The organism is Nocardia sp. NPDC041819, from assembly GCF_055590505.1.
Genome location: NZ_JBVJAP010000002.1, coordinates 492880 through 508586 on the forward strand (window position 1 = coordinate 492880; position 15707 = coordinate 508586).

At 67.9% G+C, this 15707-nt stretch carries 16 protein-coding genes; 5 read left to right on the top strand and 11 right to left on the bottom strand.

All coding sequences use genetic code 11. The annotated features are described in order from the left end of the window. Positions 1 to 39: 39 nt before the first annotated feature. From ACZ6DL_RS08970 to ACZ6DL_RS08980, 3 genes are all read right to left on the bottom strand, one after another. Positions 40 to 705 carry a class I SAM-dependent DNA methyltransferase gene (locus tag ACZ6DL_RS08970; protein WP_466050032.1) on the bottom strand — a complete coding sequence of 222 codons (666 nt, stop codon included), beginning with the start codon at positions 703 to 705 and terminating at the stop codon, positions 40 to 42. Between the two features lie 13 nt (positions 706 to 718). Beyond that, positions 719 to 1165, bottom strand: coding sequence for a nuclear transport factor 2 family protein (locus tag ACZ6DL_RS08975; protein ID WP_466050033.1), 447 nt, complete (start codon positions 1163 to 1165; stop codon positions 719 to 721). 76 nt (positions 1166 to 1241) lie between these two features. Then, on the bottom strand, positions 1242 to 2159 hold the full coding sequence (locus ACZ6DL_RS08980; protein ID WP_391461232.1) for a DMT family transporter: 918 nt from the start codon (positions 2157 to 2159) through the stop codon (positions 1242 to 1244). A 248-nt stretch (positions 2160 to 2407) separates the two neighbouring features. Here ACZ6DL_RS08980 and ACZ6DL_RS08985 point away from each other — a divergent pair, with 248 nt between their 5' ends. After that, on the top strand, positions 2408 to 3640 hold the full coding sequence (locus tag ACZ6DL_RS08985; protein WP_466050034.1) for a phthiocerol/phthiodiolone dimycocerosyl transferase family protein: 1233 nt from the start codon (positions 2408 to 2410) through the stop codon (positions 3638 to 3640). Positions 3641 to 3855: 215 nt separating this feature from the next. Continuing rightward, a complete protein-coding gene (locus ACZ6DL_RS08990; RefSeq protein ID WP_466050035.1) occupies positions 3856 to 4605 on the top strand; it encodes an SDR family oxidoreductase in 750 nt (249 codons plus the stop codon). 57 nt (positions 4606 to 4662) lie between these two features. Here ACZ6DL_RS08990 and ACZ6DL_RS08995 read toward each other — a convergent pair whose 3' ends face one another. After that, positions 4663 to 6330 (bottom strand): cutinase family protein, encoded by a 1668-nt coding sequence (locus ACZ6DL_RS08995; RefSeq protein WP_466050036.1) that lies wholly within the window; start codon positions 6328 to 6330, stop codon positions 4663 to 4665. A gap of 273 nt (positions 6331 to 6603) precedes the next feature. After that, positions 6604 to 7338 carry a TetR/AcrR family transcriptional regulator gene (locus ACZ6DL_RS09000; protein WP_466050037.1) on the bottom strand — a complete coding sequence of 245 codons (735 nt, stop codon included), beginning with the start codon at positions 7336 to 7338 and terminating at the stop codon, positions 6604 to 6606. A 120-nt stretch (positions 7339 to 7458) separates the two neighbouring features. Between ACZ6DL_RS09000 and ACZ6DL_RS09005 the strand changes: the two genes are divergently transcribed. Beyond that, on the top strand, positions 7459 to 8724 hold the full coding sequence (locus ACZ6DL_RS09005) for a serine hydrolase domain-containing protein (RefSeq protein ID WP_466050038.1): 1266 nt from the start codon (positions 7459 to 7461) through the stop codon (positions 8722 to 8724). A gap of 158 nt (positions 8725 to 8882) precedes the next feature. On the opposite strand, the gene dnaB is transcribed toward ACZ6DL_RS09005, so the two are convergent. The 5 genes from dnaB to rpsF form a co-directional block, all read right to left on the bottom strand. Beyond that, entirely contained in the window at positions 8883 to 10265 is a 1383-nt protein-coding gene (dnaB, locus tag ACZ6DL_RS09010; RefSeq protein WP_084466690.1) for a replicative DNA helicase, read from the bottom strand. A 627-nt stretch (positions 10266 to 10892) separates the two neighbouring features. Next, positions 10893 to 11345, bottom strand: a complete 453-nt coding sequence (gene rplI / locus ACZ6DL_RS09015; protein ID WP_040871222.1) for a 50S ribosomal protein L9 — start codon at positions 11343 to 11345, stop codon at positions 10893 to 10895. Positions 11346 to 11362: 17 nt separating this feature from the next. After that, positions 11363 to 11614 (bottom strand): 30S ribosomal protein S18, encoded by a 252-nt coding sequence (rpsR, locus tag ACZ6DL_RS09020; protein WP_040871322.1) that lies wholly within the window; start codon positions 11612 to 11614, stop codon positions 11363 to 11365. 58 nt (positions 11615 to 11672) lie between these two features. Further along, positions 11673 to 12209: a single-stranded DNA-binding protein gene (locus tag ACZ6DL_RS09025; protein WP_040871221.1), complete on the bottom strand. Its 537-nt coding sequence runs from the start codon at positions 12207 to 12209 to the stop codon at positions 11673 to 11675. A gap of 88 nt (positions 12210 to 12297) precedes the next feature. After that, a complete protein-coding gene (rpsF, locus tag ACZ6DL_RS09030) occupies positions 12298 to 12585 on the bottom strand; it encodes a 30S ribosomal protein S6 (RefSeq protein WP_040871220.1) in 288 nt (95 codons plus the stop codon). A gap of 214 nt (positions 12586 to 12799) precedes the next feature. Here rpsF and ACZ6DL_RS09035 point away from each other — a divergent pair, with 214 nt between their 5' ends. Next, a complete protein-coding gene (locus tag ACZ6DL_RS09035; RefSeq protein WP_466050039.1) occupies positions 12800 to 14191 on the top strand; it encodes a hypothetical protein in 1392 nt (463 codons plus the stop codon). Here the strand turns inward: ACZ6DL_RS09035 and ACZ6DL_RS09040 are convergent. Next, positions 14188 to 14721 (bottom strand): CGNR zinc finger domain-containing protein, encoded by a 534-nt coding sequence (locus tag ACZ6DL_RS09040; protein WP_466050040.1) that lies wholly within the window; start codon positions 14719 to 14721, stop codon positions 14188 to 14190. The two genes, ACZ6DL_RS09035 and ACZ6DL_RS09040, sit on opposite strands and share 4 nt — an antisense overlap. An 85-nt stretch (positions 14722 to 14806) precedes the next feature. Between ACZ6DL_RS09040 and ACZ6DL_RS09045 the strand changes: the two genes are divergently transcribed. Continuing rightward, complete coding sequence (locus ACZ6DL_RS09045) at positions 14807 to 15706, top strand: DMT family transporter (protein WP_466050041.1); 900 nt, start codon at positions 14807 to 14809, stop codon at positions 15704 to 15706. Position 15707 lies beyond the last annotated feature (1 nt).

Below are 15707 nucleotides of genomic sequence, written 5' to 3' on the forward strand. Positions count from 1 at the left end.
AACAAACTTACCCGGACGGGATGGACCGCGTTCGGTGAATCACCGAACCCTCGATGCCAGCAGGTAGGCCTGCCCGAACCGCTCCTCGGGACCCGGTTCGCGCACCACGCGTGCGATCATGGCGAACCCGGCGGCGCCGAGTAGACGCGCGAGGCGTTTCGGCGCCCACCGGTAGGCGCGAATCACCTTGTGGTCGAAGGCTTCCACCGCGTCGGGCCGGTCCGCCGTCTGGAAAGCCAGCAGCACGTGCCCTTTGCTCGCGAGTACCCGATTGCACTCGCTCAACACGTGCGGCACGCGATCCGGTGGCGTGTGGATCAACGAATACCAAGCCACTATGCCGCCGAGCGTGTCGTTGCCAAACGGTAGCTGTTCTATCGAACCCTGTGCGAAGGGCAGGTGCGGGTATTCCGCATGGGCCAGCGCCACCATGCGAGGGGCGAGATCGATGCCGAACACCCGCGCACCCAGCGTCGCGAGATGAGCCGTCACATGCCCCGGCCCGCAGCCGAGATCGGCGATCGGCCCGGAACCGTTGCCCGCCACCGCTTCCGCGAACACCGCCAGCATCGCCCGGTCGAGCGGCTGGCGCTCGAGCCGGTGCCGGACATCGTCGGCGTAGCGGTCGGCGACCTCGTCGTACGCCTTGCGGGTGGCGATCGGATCGGGACGCTCGCCGGCGAAGTCTTCGGTGGAATTCAGCACCCGTAGCAGCGTATTACGCGCTCGCTCCCCCGGGGTCGAATGCCTGAGCGACGGCGAGACTGTCCTCGTAGACGTGGTGCCGGGTGATCAGCCCGCCGCGCACCGTGATGTGCAGCGCGAAACGCGCGCGATAGGGGCGGCCGGTGCCACGGGCGGTCTGCCGGATCTCGCCGAGCACCACGGCGTCGTCACCGTCGACGAGCACCCGATCGACCCGCGTAGCCGCCTCCTCCGGCACATGGTGCTCGGCGATCGAGCGGAAATGCGCCGCGGCGTCGGCGCGGGTGGACCGGTGCCGGATCCAGGGCGTCGCCACCCTTCCGTGTTCCGCTTCCGGCCAGTCGAGCTGCCAATCCGTGTGTTCGGCGTACAGCTCGGCGACGGCATCGGGATCACCGGAACCGATTCGGCGCAACAACTCTTCGACCACCGATCGAGTGGACGGCGCGGAGACAGACACGACGGATCCTTTCGCTGGGGTGCCGCGTGAACGTGCGGCGCCTTGCCATTCTCGGCAGGCGCGCGCTCGATGGCGATTACCTCTCGGGTAATCGGGCGGCCGCCTCGGGCGCGGCGGGCGCGGGCAGGTCCGCCCGGGCCGCCTCGTCGCGACCGCGTGCGGTTCCGAGCACCGAACCGAGGATGACCAGCGGGAATCCGATCGCCATGCCCGCGGTCAGCGGCTCGTCGAGCGCCGTGACGCCGAGCAGGATCGCCACCGCGGGATTGATGTAGGTGATCACCGTCGCACGGGCGGGGCCGGTCTCGGCGATCAGCGCGAAGAAGAACAGGAACGCCGCGGCCGTGCAGATCACCGCGAGACCCAGCACCGACCAGGCCGCGTCGGCGGTGATGCGCGACGGCCACAGCCAACCCGCGAACGGCGCGTAGATCGCCGCCGCCAGCAGCAGCGACCCGGTCACCACGCCCAACGGAGGCAGATCGGCCAGTGCGCGATCGATGACGATCGGCCCCACCGCGTATCCGATCGTGGTCAGGCCGATCGCGGCGAGCGCCGCCGGATTCCCCAGATCGACGTCGAGGCCGACGAGCGCGGCGACGCCGGCGAACCCGGCGAGCAGACCGATCACCCGGCGCGCGTCGAACCGGTCGTGGCCGAGCACCGTCACGATCACCACGGCGATCAGCGGCACCGCCGCGATCAGCAAGCCGACGGTCGAACTGTTCAGCGTGGTCTCGGCGTACCCGATCAGGAACCACGGCCCGGTGATTTCAACCAAGGTGTAGAGCAGCAGCGGCCGCCACCGTCGCAGCACCGGCGCCAGCGCGCGAGCGTACAGCGCGACCGGCAGCAACAGCAGGCCACCGATGAGGGTGCGGCCGAACGCGACCACGATCGGGTCGAGATCCCGCACCGCCACGCGGATCATCGCGTACGGCACGCCCCAGATCAGGCCCATCGCCAGGAACAGCGTCCACCCGCGGCGCGTCATCGCGCGCCTGCTGTTCGACACGCACGGACGGCGACCGGTTCGGTGACGGATGGAATCGGCTCGATTCGGGACATACTCCGCTCGCTTTCGACCGTTCGGAGCCTATTCAAATGAGCCGATCATCCGACAGATCCCGTTCCCGCTTGTGACAAGAGGCCCCCCGCCTGTCCTTTTCGTCCGATTCGAGCGAATGATCCGCGCGTGCAGGGTGTTCGGGCTAGTCTCGCCGGGAGCGAAGGGAATGCATTGTGGTCGACGTGATCCGCCGGCTTGCCCCGAGCGAGGAAATGTTCGCCGCGGGCGAGGTCTTCATCGGTTACGCGGCACGAGTGTCCGGGCGGTTGGACCTGCCTGCGCTGACGGCCGCCTTCGAGGCCGTCGCGAGGGCGCATCCGATCCTGCGCGCCCGCATCGAGGCGACCGAAGCGGGCGGCCATGCCTTCGCGCTGACCGATGCCACGCCCGAGATCTTCGTCGCCGACGCGAACCCCGAATCCCCCCTCACCGGCGCGAAATTCGATCAGCGGGCGGGCGTTTGCGCCCTGTGCGTGGTGCGCGACGACGCTACCGCGAGCGTCACGCTGATGCTCCATCACAGCGTCGCCGACGCCTTCCACGCGTTCGCCATCGTCACCGAACTCTGGACCGGATATCGCGACGCGGTCGGTGAAGGGACGTCCGAGCTGCCGGTGCACCCATTCCCCGAACCGGTCGAGCACCTGCTCGCGGCGCGAGGCATCGAGAAGATGGCGCTGCCCGGGTCCGGCCCCGCCGGTACGGGCTCCTCCACGCCCACGGAGGTCGCGCGACCGCGCGACGACGAATACCCGGCGTTGCACACCACCCGGTGCCTGCTCACCGAGGAGGAAACCGCGGCGCTGGTCGCGGTCGGGCATCGCGCGAACGTCACGGTGCACGGCCTGGTGTCGGCGGCGCTGCTGCGGACCGAGGCCGAGATCCGCGAACTGCCGCTCACCGGACTGCTCTACCTGTACTCCGTCGACCTGCGGACCAGAGTGAGCCCCGCGATCGACGCCACCGAAGGGACGAACGTCCTCGGTTTCGCCACCTACCTCTCCCCCGCATCCGACGTGACGCTGGTGGAATCGGCCCGAGGGATCAGCGAGTCTCTGCATGCGGGCCTGGCCGCGGGCATCGTGCAACGCACGCCCCTGAGCATTCCCGACATGGCGGCCGCACCGAGGCCCGCCCTGCCCGGCGTGGTCATCGCCACCAACTGGGGCACCATCCCGCCGCTACCCGAGCAGGACGGGCTGCGCATCGAGGACTTCCACTCCACCATGCTCGCCAAGCCGGACCTGACCGGCCGCCGTCCGCAGCAGCCGGGTGGCGGCACCTGCGTCATCAGCACTTTCGCCGGGCGGCTGAGCGTGGAGATACACCATCCGGAGGAATTCACCGAACTCCAGCACCACCGCATCGGCGTGCTGGCCCGTAACCTCCGCGCCGTCATCTCCTGACAGCATCGTCGGCGCGCGGGGGCGTCCGGCCACCGATGCTCGTTGCGCCACTCGCCGGTGCGATGACCGGCGAATTCGGCCGGCTGCGCTGTTATGGTTGGCCCCTTCTGGTGAACCGACGCCGCTGGTCCACGGCGTATCGCTCACCCGCACCGTGACCGGGCGCCGTCGAACAGCTCCGGAATCACGCCGACGAACGGAAGGAACAGCATCCGGTGGCAACCACAAACGGCGGGCCCGCGCGGGTCGCGGTGGTGACGGGCGGTTCTCGCGGCATCGGCCGCGCGTGCGCCGAACGTCTGGCAGGCGACGGGTTCGCCGTGGTGCTGAACTTCGCTTCGAATGCCGCCGAAGCCGACAGCACCGCGGAAGCTATTCGCGCCGCAGGGGGCGTGGCGGTGATCGCCCGGGGTGACGTCGCCGACGAGTCCGCGATGGCGGCCGTATTCGATCGAGCGGAAAGCGAGTTCGGCGGTGTCGACGTGGTGGTGCACGCCGCGGGCCGGATGCAGCTCGCACCGCTGGTCGAACTGGATCTGACGGTGCTGGACAGCACCTACCGGACCAATATTCGCGGCACCTTCGTCGTGGACCAACAGGCGGCCCGGCGGCTGCGACCGGGCGGGGCGATCGTCAATTTCTCCACGTCGGTCGTCGGTACCGCGTTTGCGGAATACGGCGCCTACGCCGCCGGCAAGGGCGCGGTGGAGGTGCTGACCAGGATCCTGGCCCGTGAACTGCGCGGCCGGGACGTGACCGTCAACGCGGTGGCGCCGGGGCCCACCGCCACCGACCTCTTCCTGCGCGGAAAAGACGACGCCACCATCCAGCGACTCGCCGACGCCGTGCCGCTGCAACGACTCGGCGCACCCGACGATATCGCCGCTGTGGTGGCGTTTCTGGCCGGCCCGGACGGCCGCTGGGTCAACGGTCAGGTGATTCGCGCCAACGGCGGCCTGGTCTGAGCGAAGCGCCGTCGGCTCGCGATCGCGCCGAGTGGCGATCACGAGCCGACGGGTTGGTCAATTCGACGCTTGCGCGGTCGTACTCGTGGTCGGCGCCGCGGATTGCGTTGTGGTCGTGGTCGTTTCGGTGGTGGTCGGCTTCGCCGTCTCGACCGGAGCCGCGACCGGGGACGGAGCGGGCGTCGTGGTGACCGCCGGCGTCGAGGTCGTGCTCGTCGGCGCGACCGTAGTCGTCGAACTGCCCGTGGTGGTGGTGGTGGTCGTCGTCGGGGCGGCGCTGGTCGATGACGTGGTCGAAGTCTTGGCGGGTTCGGTCGTCGGCGTCGCCGAGGTGGTCTCCGCCGCCTTGTACACGGCGGCGAGGTCCGCCTCTTGCGGCTTGGACGTCGTGTCCACCTGCTTGCCCGCCTGTGCCTGCTTCGCCAGATGGGTGAGCCAGGCGGCGGCGTACTCGGCGGAGGTCAGCGGCTTGCCCGCGCCGGGGTCGGCGTCGTCCCAGTAGTCGAAGTGATGACCGGTGTGGTTCGGGCCGAGCGTGAGGTTGTACGGGTCGCTCATGATCACGGGAATCGTGTTCTGATTCGTCACGATCAGACCGATGATCTCGTTGAACACCTTCTGCGGCAGGTAGGCCAGCGGCGACATGTCATCGGCCGCGATCGCGTCCGCCTTCGCAGGAGCCTTCGGCTGCTCACCCGGCTTGTACGCAGGATCCGACACCCTCAGCAGCACTTGCAGGAAGGTCTCGTCGCTCTGCATCCAGTTCGGCTGCGACTGGATGTCGGCGAACGCCGCCAGCGCAATCCTGCCGAGCACCACCGCGACGTCCTGCCCGGTCGCGGGCGTGAGCCCGTCGCGTTCGAGCGCGTCGACGTTCAGCTGCCTGCCGACGTTGACCACCAACTGCAGCAGTGAGATGTTCTGCGGGGCCGAGCAGGTGAGATCGCCGTCCGAGCAGAACGACGCGATCTTGCCGTTCAGCGCACCGAAGTCACCGCTGGTTCCCTGCACCGCGCCCTGACCGGGCACCGGGTTCGTGCCGTTCTGATACTGCTGGTCGAAGCCGTCCGGGTTGCCGAACGGGTCCTTCGATCCGGGGAACGGCCCGTCTCCGGCCGAGCGACCCGAGTCCGCGAGGATGACGACACCGACGACGTCGTCGGGATCCACGATCCCGTAGGCGCCGTCCTGGCCGGGCTCCTGGTGACCGATCTTCATCGCGACGCGGCGCACGACGTCGGCGCCCTCGCTGTAGCCGACGATCGAGAACTTGGTGTCCGGGCACGCCGCGGAGATCTCCCGCATCACCTGTTCGGTGTTCGCGACACCCGCGTTGACGGCATCCTCGTATGTGGACATGTCCGCCGGATACGCGATGTAGACCGCGGCGTACGCGCCGGGATCGACGTCATCGGCCGGCGCGTTGACGACCGGGTCGACCCACTCACTGCTGTGATCACCGGACAGGGCCGCAGGCAACGGGTTGCCGTCGGCGTCCACCAGCATCTTGGTGGTGCCCTCCCGCGGAGTGTCATTGCGACCGGCCACCGAGATGGTGACCATGTCGTGGCATTCCGTGACCGACGACGTGAGCTGCGTATCCCTGGTTTCCGGCGTCGAGGTCAGTGCCAACGAGGCGGCGACGACCGCCGCCACCCCCAGTACAGCCGGCGCGGCAGCGGCCGAAGCGATGCGATGCCGCGCGAAGAACTCGCGAAGAGCCATGTCCTGATTCCCATTCCATACACCGACAAAGTGGACGGACAAGCCCCCCGACGGGCCATACGTCACCGAGGACGTCGTGGTTGGGGACCCCGGCGTTACGGGTCTGCGACCCCGGCAACACCGCCGCACCCAGTCGGATCATGCGGCCGGACAGTGTGCGCCCGCGGTTTCATCGGGTCGACGAGCCAGACGCGCGGCCCGCCGTGGTGGTCGCGTAGGGCTGACCGGATACAGTGCCGCGCTTATCTCCGTCGCCGGCGGACCGGCGTGGATTCAGTCCGTGGAGGGGAGCGCCGCCGCGAGACCGTCGAGGACACGGTCCAGACCGTAAGAGAAATTCTCGTCGCGCAGGCGGGCGGGATCGGCGTCGCGCCGAGCGGCGTAGCCCTCGCTCAGGAGCGGATGCTCCCGTGCGGCCTCTTCCGCGGTCGGTCGCAGGCTCTCGGCCCACTCCTGTTCGGTCTGGCCGCTGCGGGCCAGCAGGGAGAGGTACGCCGCCTCGCTGGTGGCCATGCCGATGACGTAGGCGATGAGCGTGCTCATGGCCCGGTCGGCCTCGCCAGGGGCGAACCCCGCCGCATGGAAGAGGGCGAGTATGCGTTCGGACTGCCGCATCATGTTGGGCCCGAATTCCGAGAGCCCCACCTGGCCGAGGACGGAGACGACCCAAGGGTGGCGCAGCGCCATCGCGCGCATGCTGTGCGCGCACGTGGCGACGGCGTCCCGCCACGTGTCGGGGGCGTCCGCGTCGGGGACGCTGATCTGGCCGTAGACCTCGTCCACGACCAACTCGATCAGCTCGTCCTTGTTGGCGACGTGCCGGTAGATCGAGGTGGCTCCAGCGTTGAGCCGGGTTCCGAGAGTACGCATGCTCAGGGCCTCGATGCCCTCCTCGTCCAGCAGGCGCACAGCCTCGGAGACGATGCGTTCCCGGGTGAGGACCGGTTGTCGCCGGGCGGGGCGCTGACGGGCCCAAACCGAGGGCACGGGCGGCTTGTCGGTTGGCATGGGTCTCCTCTTCGGGGTCGACGGCCACGATAGCGCACAGTGTTCGCACTTGCGCACGGCTCAATCTGTGAGTACAGTGTTCGCATATCGCGAACACTGTACGCATCTCGAGGAGAGGCTATGTCGACGACCGTGAGCTGGGACGCACAGGGCAATTGGAAGGCGCGGTGCCGCCGGGACGACGAGGGCGCACGGCGCGGTGGACTGTCGCGGCCGGGGCTGCGGCGGATGCACGAGGTGCTGGCCGGGCATGTGGCAGCCGGAGCCGCGCCCGGACTGGTCGCGCTGGTCAGCCGGGGCGACGACGTCCACGTCGAGACGCTGGGAACGATGCACGAGGGCGGCGGCGAGCCGATCCGGCGCGACACGATCTTCCGGATGGCGTCGCTGACCAAGCCGATCACCGCCGCGGCGGTGATGGTCCTGGTCGAGGAGTGCCGCCTGCGGCTGGACGATCCGGTCGACACGTGGTTGCCCGAACTAGCGAACCGGCGGGTGCTCAGAAACATCGACGCCCCACTGGAGGACACCGTCCCCGCCCTGCGGCCGATCACGGTACGGGACCTGCTGACTTTCACGTTCGGGTTCGGCGCCGTGCTGGCCGCGCCGGGCACTTACCCCATCCAGGACGCGATGGGCGAACTGGGCCTGGACGTGCCGCCGTCGGTCGCGCCGGACGAGTGGATCCGGCGCCTGGGCACCCTTCCGCTCATGCATCAGCCGGGAGAGCTGTGGCGGTATCACACCGGCTCCGACGTCCTCAGCGTGCTCATCCCGAGAGTCACCGGCCAGACGTTCGAGTCGTTCCTGCGCGAACGGATCCTCGACCCGCTCGGTATGAGGGACACCGGCTTCCACGTGCCCGAGGACCGGATCCATCGGCTGCCGACCAGCTACGCCCACGACCCCGAGACGGGCGCCCCGGTGGTGTGGGACGAGGCGAGGGGCGGCAAGTACAGTCGGCCGCCGGAGTTCCAGGCCGGTGGCGACGGGATGGTGTCGACCGTCGACGACTATCACGCGTTCTACCGCATGCTGTTGAACAAGGGCAGCCTGGGCGGCGAGCGCGTCCTGTCACGCGCCTCGGTCGAGCTGATGACGATAGATCATCTGACGCCGGAGCAGAAGGTCGAGAAGGACGCCTTCGGCGACCACTTCGGTAGGCACGGCGGCTACGGGTTCGGAATGGCCGTGCGGACCCATCGCCGCGACCTGGCCCCGGTGGGTCAGTTCGGGTGGGACGGTGGGCTGGGGACGACTGCCTACTCCGACCCGGTCGAAGGACTCACCGGGATTCTGCTGACGCAGTCGGCGATGGATACCCCGGCCACCGCGCACCTGCACCGGGACTTCTGGACCACGGCCTACCAGGCGATCGACGACTGAAAGGACGTCAAGAGGAAAGCTTGTCGTGCCGCGCCCGCGGAATGGTCACTGGAAGGACGGCGACCGCGACGAAGCTCGTCGAGGCGGCGCCGGTTACGGCAGGCGGGCTACCTCCCCCCCGGGGACGTTGCAGCACGGGCGGTTGCACGGGCCGTAACTCAGCCGCGGGCCATGTCCACGAAGCGCGACAAATGCAATTGGTGGGCGACGGTGATCGTCGCGGTGGGACCATTACGGTGCTTGCCGAGAATGAGATCCGCCTCGCCGCCGCGCGGGTCGTCCCGCTCGAAAGCGTCGGGACGATGCAGCAGGATGACCATATCGGCGTCCTGCTCGAGGCTCCCCGACTCGCGGAGATCGGACACCATCGGGCGCTTATCGGTTCGCTGTTCGGGGCCGCGGTTCAGCTGGCTGATCGCCACCACCGGCACTTCGAGTTCCTTGGCCAGTAGTTTCAGATTTCGGGAGAAGTCCGAGACTTCCTGCTGGCGGGATTCGACTTTCTTACCGGAGGTCATCAGCTGCAGGTAGTCCACCACAACGAGTTTCAAATCGTGGCGTTGCTTGAGCCGCCGCGCTTTGGCGCGAATCTCCATCATGGTCAGGTTCGGCGAGTCGTCCACGAACAGCGGCGCCTCGCTGATCTCGCTCATCCGCCGCGCCAATTTCGTCCAGTCGTCATCGCTCATCCGCCCGGACCGCATATCCCCGAGCTTGATCTTCGCCTCCGCCGACAACAACCGCATGACAATTTCGGTCCGGCTCATCTCCAAGGAAAAGATAACGCTCGCCAAGCCATGCTTGATCGAGCAACTGCGCATGAAATCCATTCCCAGCGTCGATTTGCCAACGCCAGGCCTGGCCGCGACGATGATCATCTGGCCCGGGTGCAGGCCGTTGGTGACCTCGTCGAGTTCGGTGAAACCGGTAGGGACGCCGAGGGAGATGCCGCCGCGGCTGGCGATGGAGTCGATCTCGTCCATCGTCGGCTGGAGCAATTCCTCGAGGGGCAGGAAGTCTTCGCTGGTGCGGCGTTCGGTGACCTCGTAGACCTCGGCTTGGGCGCGGTCGACGACCTCGGCGATGTCCTGGCCGTCGGCGCCCGCGTAGCCGTACTGGACGATGCGGGTGCCCGCCTCCACGAGGCGGCGCAGAATGGCCTTCTCCGCGACGATTTCGGCGTAGTAGCTGGCGTTCGCCGCGGTCGGCACGGTCTGGGTGAGCGTGACCAGATAGGGCGCGCCGCCGATGCGTTTGAGTTCGCCACGGCGGTCGAGGCCCGCGGCGACGGTCACCGGGTCGGCGGGTTCCCCGCGCCCGTAGAGATCGAGAATCGTGTCGTAGACGGCCTGATGAGCGGGACGGTAGAAATCGCCGGGACGAATCACCTCGACGACGTCGGCGATGGCGTCCTTGCTCAGCAACATGCCGCCGAGCACCGACTGCTCGGCCGCCATGTCGTGTGGAGGCTGTCGGCCGAAGTCTTCGCCGGGAGGTTCGGGCGGAAAATCCCTGCGCCCGCGGTCATCGGTGGCTGTCACCAGACTCGACCGTCCTCTCTACCCCACGACCGGGTTGCACCCTGTCGACTCGTTGTACTCCCGGGCACCGACACGTACATCAAAGCCGTTGACCAGGGCTCCAGCTACCGCTGCGGCACCCGTCCGTGCCCGCGATCGGGAGCGTTCCGCGCGCAGCGATGCGACGAACCTAGCGACCCGAGCGGCGTGGACCAAACCGTGCTGTGCACACAGCTGTGGATAACTTGGGGAAAGTTCACCCAACCGTGTGCAGCCCCTGTGGACAACTTGGGGAAAACCCAGGTCGCCGGGGTTAAATACGCAGATAGATAGAGATTTCCGCGTTTTCCCAGGTGTGGATTAAAGAAGTACCGGCGTGTCGGCCGAGTTGAACAGCCGGGCGTGTTGGGTTAACAGCACGCGAGCTGCATATGACTTGAATCACATTGCGAGCGGTCGGTTTTACCGGTAATCCACAGGCTGGGTGAGCGGAGCGCTTGTATAGGTGGAGTGACGCCCCGTTTGTCCCGAATAACGCTCGGCGCCACTCGGCAAATAGCTAGCTATTAAGCAGGCTCGGATGACCGGGCACAGCCGAGGACCACTCCCGTTCAACAGAGGGGAGCGGTCCTCGACGCAATGCCTGAATCAGGCGGCGGTGACCGTGAGGTCGAACTTCGCCACCACATCCGGGTGCAGGTGCACCACGATGCCGTGCTTGCCGGTCGACTTGATGTGCGACTTCGGCAGTTCGATGCTGCGCTTGTCGACGACGGGGCCACCCGCCGCCTTGACGGCCGCCGCGACGTCCGACTGGGTCACCGAGCCGAACAGCTTGCCGGTGCCCGCGGTCTTGACCGCCAGCGAGACCGAGTCCAAGGCCTCGATGGCCTGCTTCAGCTCGTTGGCGTGGTCCAGGTCGCGGACCCGGCGGGCTTCCTGCGCCCGGCGGATGCCCTCGACCTGCTTCTGCGCACCGCGGCTGGCCGCGATCGCCAGGCCGCGCGGCAGCAGGTAGTTGCGGCCGTAGCCGTCCTTGACCTCCACGGTATCGCCGGGGGCACCGAGGTTGTCCACATCAGCAGTCAGAATCAACTTCATTTGTGTGCCTCCCTTTCTCAGCGAGCCGTCGACACGTAAGGCAGCAGCGCCACCTCACGCGAGTTCTTGACCGCAACCGCGATATCGCGCTGGTGCTGCACGCAGTTGCCGGTGACGCGGCGGGCGCGGATCTTCCCGCGGTCGCTGACGTACTTGCGCAGCAACGCCGTGTCCTTGTAATCGATGTTGACGGTGCCGGTCTTGCTCTCCTTGCAGAACGCGCAGGCCTTTTTCTTGAGCACCTTTTCGCGCGCGGGCGCTTTAGGCATGGTCTTGTACTCCGTAATCAGTGATGGCCCGAATTCCTGCGGGCCGTTGTGGCCGTTCTCAGAACGGCGGTTCGTCATCCATGCGGCCGCCGCCCCCGAAGGAGCCGGCCGCGGGCGCACTGCCCCAAGGGTCGTCCTCGGCACCGCCGGAACGCCCACCGCTACTACCGGAGGAGGCGTAGTTGCCACCGCCGCCGGAGCCGGACCCGAAGCCGCCGCCACCGCTGCCGCGGCTGGTCTTGTTGACCTTCGCGGTGGCGTAGCGCAGCGAGGGACCGACCTCGTCGACCTCGAGCTCGACGACCGTGCGCTTCTCACCCTCGCGGGTTTCGTAGGAGCGCTGCTTGAGCCGTCCGCTCACGATGACACGGGAACCTCTGGTCAGGCTTTCGGCGACATTCTCCGCGGCCTCGCGCCAGATATTGCAGCGCAGGAACAGCGCTTCGCCGTCTTTCCATTCGTTCGAATTACGGTCGAACACACGGGGAGTCGACGCGACGGTGAAATTCGCCACCGCCGCTCCAGCCGGTGTGAATCGAAGCTCCGGGTCGGCCGTCAGATTGCCGATGACGGTGATGACCGTGTCGCCTGCCATGTGGTTCCTCCTGCTCGGTGTGCAGTCCGCGTCTCGCTGTTGCGCTAGAGCCTAGGCACAGGCTCCGACGCAAACGAGAGTTGCCGGACTACTTGTCGTGGCGCAGAACCTTGGTGCGCAGCACCGTCTCGTTCAGACCGAGCTGGCGGTCGAGCTCGCTCACGGTGGCGGGCTCGGCGGTCAGATCGACCACGGCGTAGATGCCCTCGGCGTGCTTGGCGATCTCGTAGGCGAGCCGGCGACGGCCCCAGATGTCGACCTTGTCGATCTTGCCGCCTTCGGTGCGAACGACACTGAGCAGGTTGTCCAGCGACGGACCAACAGTGCGCTCGTCCAGGCTCGGATCGAGGATGACCATCACTTCGTAATGACGCACGGACCAATCACCTCCTGTGGACTAGGGAACGGCCACGGACGGTCCGTGGCAGGAGGGTCGTTGCGTCAGCAACCCGAACAGGCTACATGAGCGGGGCGTGAGCAGTGAAATCGCCCCGCCGAGCCGCCCGGCGAGCATGGGATCGGTCCGCGCGTTCACCTTCGCGGGGAGGGGAACGGCGGCGCGGCCCGGACCGTCCGCTTAGGGTGGATCCATGCCGACCGCACTCGCCGCCAGCGACCTGCCCGCGGGTGGTGTGCGACGCCGCGCGGCGTTGGCCGTGGTGGTGGTGGTGCTCTGCGGTCTCGTCCTCGGGCTGGCGTACGCGAACAAGGCGCGCTGCGCGGGGGCGCCGTTCAACGAGGACGGACGCAGCGCGGTTTTCGACGTCATCAAGGATTCGGACGTCTGCTATTCGGACATCCAATTCCTCTGGCTGGGCCGAGACATCAACGAGCACGTCTTTCCCTATGTGAGCGGCGGCATCACCGACGGCGGGGCCCTGGTCGGCGGCGCGGTGGAGTACCCGGTGCTCAGCGGTGTGCTGATGTGGCTCGGCGCCGTCGGCGCGCACAACGACGCCGATTTCCTGCGGCACTCCGCGCTACTGCTCGCGCCGTTCGCGCTGCTGACCGCGTGGATGCTGGCTCGCCTGGCCGGAGGCGCCGCCCTGCTCTGGGCGGCCGGACCGCCGCTGGTGCTCTATGCCTTCCACAACTGGGAGCTCCCGGTGGTCTGCACGGCGGTGGCGGCCGTCTACGTGATGGCGACGTTGACCCGATACTCCGTGCGCACCAGGGGAGTTCTGGCCGCGGTGCTGCTCGGCCTGGGGTTCTGCCTCAAGCTGTACCCGGGGATCTTCGTATTGCCGCTGCTGGCGTACGTGCTGACCGGCGGCGTCGACCGTGCCCCGGAGGATCGCGAGCGCGGACTCGACCTGGGCGGCGCGCTGCTGACCGCCGCCGCGGCGATCGGCACCGTCGTCGCGGTGAACCTGCCGTTCGCGCTGGTGGGGTACGAGGGCTGGCGCGCGTCGATCACCTTCCAGCAATTGCGTCAGGCCGACATCACCACGAACTCGGTCTGGTACTGGGGACTGCGGCCGATGTTCGGTCCGGACGCGCGCAGCGAGGTGGCATTCCAGCAGGTCGTCACCATCGCCTCGCCGCTGCTGGTGCTCGCGGCGTTCGCGCTGGCGATGTGGCTCGGCTGGAAGCGTTACCTGACGGTCGGCGTTTTCCCGTGGGTGGGCGTGAGCGGGGCGATGCTGTGTGGATTCCTGTTGTTCCACAAGGTGCATTCGCCGCAGTACACCCTGTGGCTGGTGCCGTTCCTCGTGCTGCTCGAGGTGCCCTGGTGGCTTATCGGCAGCTATCTCGTCGCCGACGCGGCCATCGGGATCGGGGTGTTCCGCTACTTCTACTCGATGGGTGCGGGCACCTCGGTCGAGCAGATGGAGAACGTCGTTCAATTCGGTGTGTGGGGGCGCGCGAGCCTGCTGGTCGTGTTGTTCTTCGTGTTCGTGTGGGCGATGCCCCGAGGGCGCCGTTCGACGCCGCCCCCGGTGGCACACTCCGACCCCCGCAATCTGGTCCCGGTGGTCTAAGGCCCGCCGTGCCGGGCGCGGAAGGCGGCGCTTTTGGCGCGGTTGCCGCACAACGTCATGTCACACCAACGGCGGGAGCCGCCCCGGGAAGTATCCACATAGAGCCGGGTGCATACGGTCCGGCCGCACTCCTTGACGAGTGCCCCGCCACCCAGTAGCTCGATCGCGGAACGGGCGATGGCGGCCAAGGCGGCATCCGCGTCACCGGAACGGACGACCGCGCCGTCGGTGCCCAGGCTGATCGAGGGCGGTGCTGTCACGGCGAATTCGTTGAGCGTGCGGCGGTCGGCGTCGTCGAGGGAGTGTCCGCGAGCGACGGCCAGTGCCGACCGATAAGCCGCCTCGCGCAGGCACACCGCACGTGCGAGGGTGCCCGCGTCGCTGGGCGGGGGGTCGTCGAGCAGGTTCGCGGCGACGATCCAGTCGGCGAGCGCGGCGGGTGTGGTGAGGGCGTCCTCGAACGTGGTCGACCGCGCCTTGACGGTCCCGGCGAAGTCCAAGGCGAGATTTCCGCTCACGAAGGTGAACACGCCCTCATGGTAACCGCCTTGACAGGTTAGTCCGCAGGATGTCACGGTGATAACCACCCAAGGTGGTTATTTTTCGGGAGGTCCCGTGCAGAGTCGGTTCGCGATGGTGGCCGCGCAGCCGCTGTTCGTCCTGTTGTGGAGCAGCGCGTTCATCGCCGGTGTGATCGGGGTCGGCGCCGCGCCACCGCTGCTGGTGCTGTTCGTGCGCTTCGCCGTCGCCGGAATTCTGCTCGTCGCGTACGCGCTGCTCGCGCGAGTCGAGTGGCCGCGCGGAAGTCGATTGCGCCATGTGCTCGTCGCCGGATTGCTGATGCAGATGGTCCAGTTCGGCGCGTTCTACACGGCGATGGCCGAACACGTCTCGGCGGCGGTGATCGCGCTGGTGCAGGGCCTCAATCCGGTGGTCATCGCCCTGTGCGCGGGACTGATCGGCGAAGTCGTCACGCTGCGGCAGTGGTTCGGCTTCGGTGTCGGGGGGGTCGGAGTCGCGCTGGCCGTGTTCGACCAGTCCCACTTCTCGGTGACCGGATTGACGTTGTGCGTGGTGGGGTTGCTCGGGCTGAGCCTGGGCACCGTGTACCAGAAACGGTTCGTGCCCGCCGTCGATCCAAGGGCCGCCACGGCGCTGCACGTGGTGGTGAGTGCGCCGATCGCGGGGGCGCTGGCCTGGCTGTCGGGCCAGACGCACGTGTCGGACGCGGGTCGCTTCGCCGGGTCGCTCACCTGGATGGTGCTGGTGAACTCCATGGCCGCGTTCCTGCTGTTCAACGCCATGCTGCGCCGCTGGGACGCGACCAGGGTGGGCAAGCTGTTCTTCGCGACGCCCGCCGTGACCGCGATCCTGGCCTGGCTGCTGATCGATCAGCCGTTGCGACTGCTGACGGTCGCCGGGCTCGGCATCGGCCTGGTCGGTTTGGTGTTCGCCGCGCGCACGCCGACCGGCTCGGCGGTCGTGGCGCGGCAGCCCGTGCCCGCGGCGCGGTGAC

What these genes read in the sequence shown, in the direction of transcription:
- ACZ6DL_RS09005 (WP_466050038.1), top strand. Translation starts at nt 7,459, where the DNA reads ATGTCGACGACCGTGAGCTGGGACGCACAGGGCAATTGGAAGGCGCGG.
- ACZ6DL_RS09035 (WP_466050039.1), top strand. Translation starts at nt 12,800, where the DNA reads ATGCCGACCGCACTCGCCGCCAGCGACCTGCCCGCGGGTGGTGTGCGA.
- rpsR (WP_040871322.1), bottom strand. Translation starts at nt 11,614, where the DNA reads ATGCCTAAAGCGCCCGCGCGCGAAAAGGTGCTCAAGAAAAAGGCCTGC.
- ACZ6DL_RS09025 (WP_040871221.1), bottom strand. Translation starts at nt 12,209, where the DNA reads ATGGCAGGCGACACGGTCATCACCGTCATCGGCAATCTGACGGCCGAC.
- ACZ6DL_RS09000 (WP_466050037.1), bottom strand. Translation starts at nt 7,338, where the DNA reads ATGCCAACCGACAAGCCGCCCGTGCCCTCGGTTTGGGCCCGTCAGCGC.
- ACZ6DL_RS08995 (WP_466050036.1), bottom strand. Translation starts at nt 6,330, where the DNA reads ATGGCTCTTCGCGAGTTCTTCGCGCGGCATCGCATCGCTTCGGCCGCT.
- rplI (WP_040871222.1), bottom strand. Translation starts at nt 11,345, where the DNA reads ATGAAGTTGATTCTGACTGCTGATGTGGACAACCTCGGTGCCCCCGGC.
- ACZ6DL_RS08980 (WP_391461232.1), bottom strand. Translation starts at nt 2,159, where the DNA reads ATGACGCGCCGCGGGTGGACGCTGTTCCTGGCGATGGGCCTGATCTGG.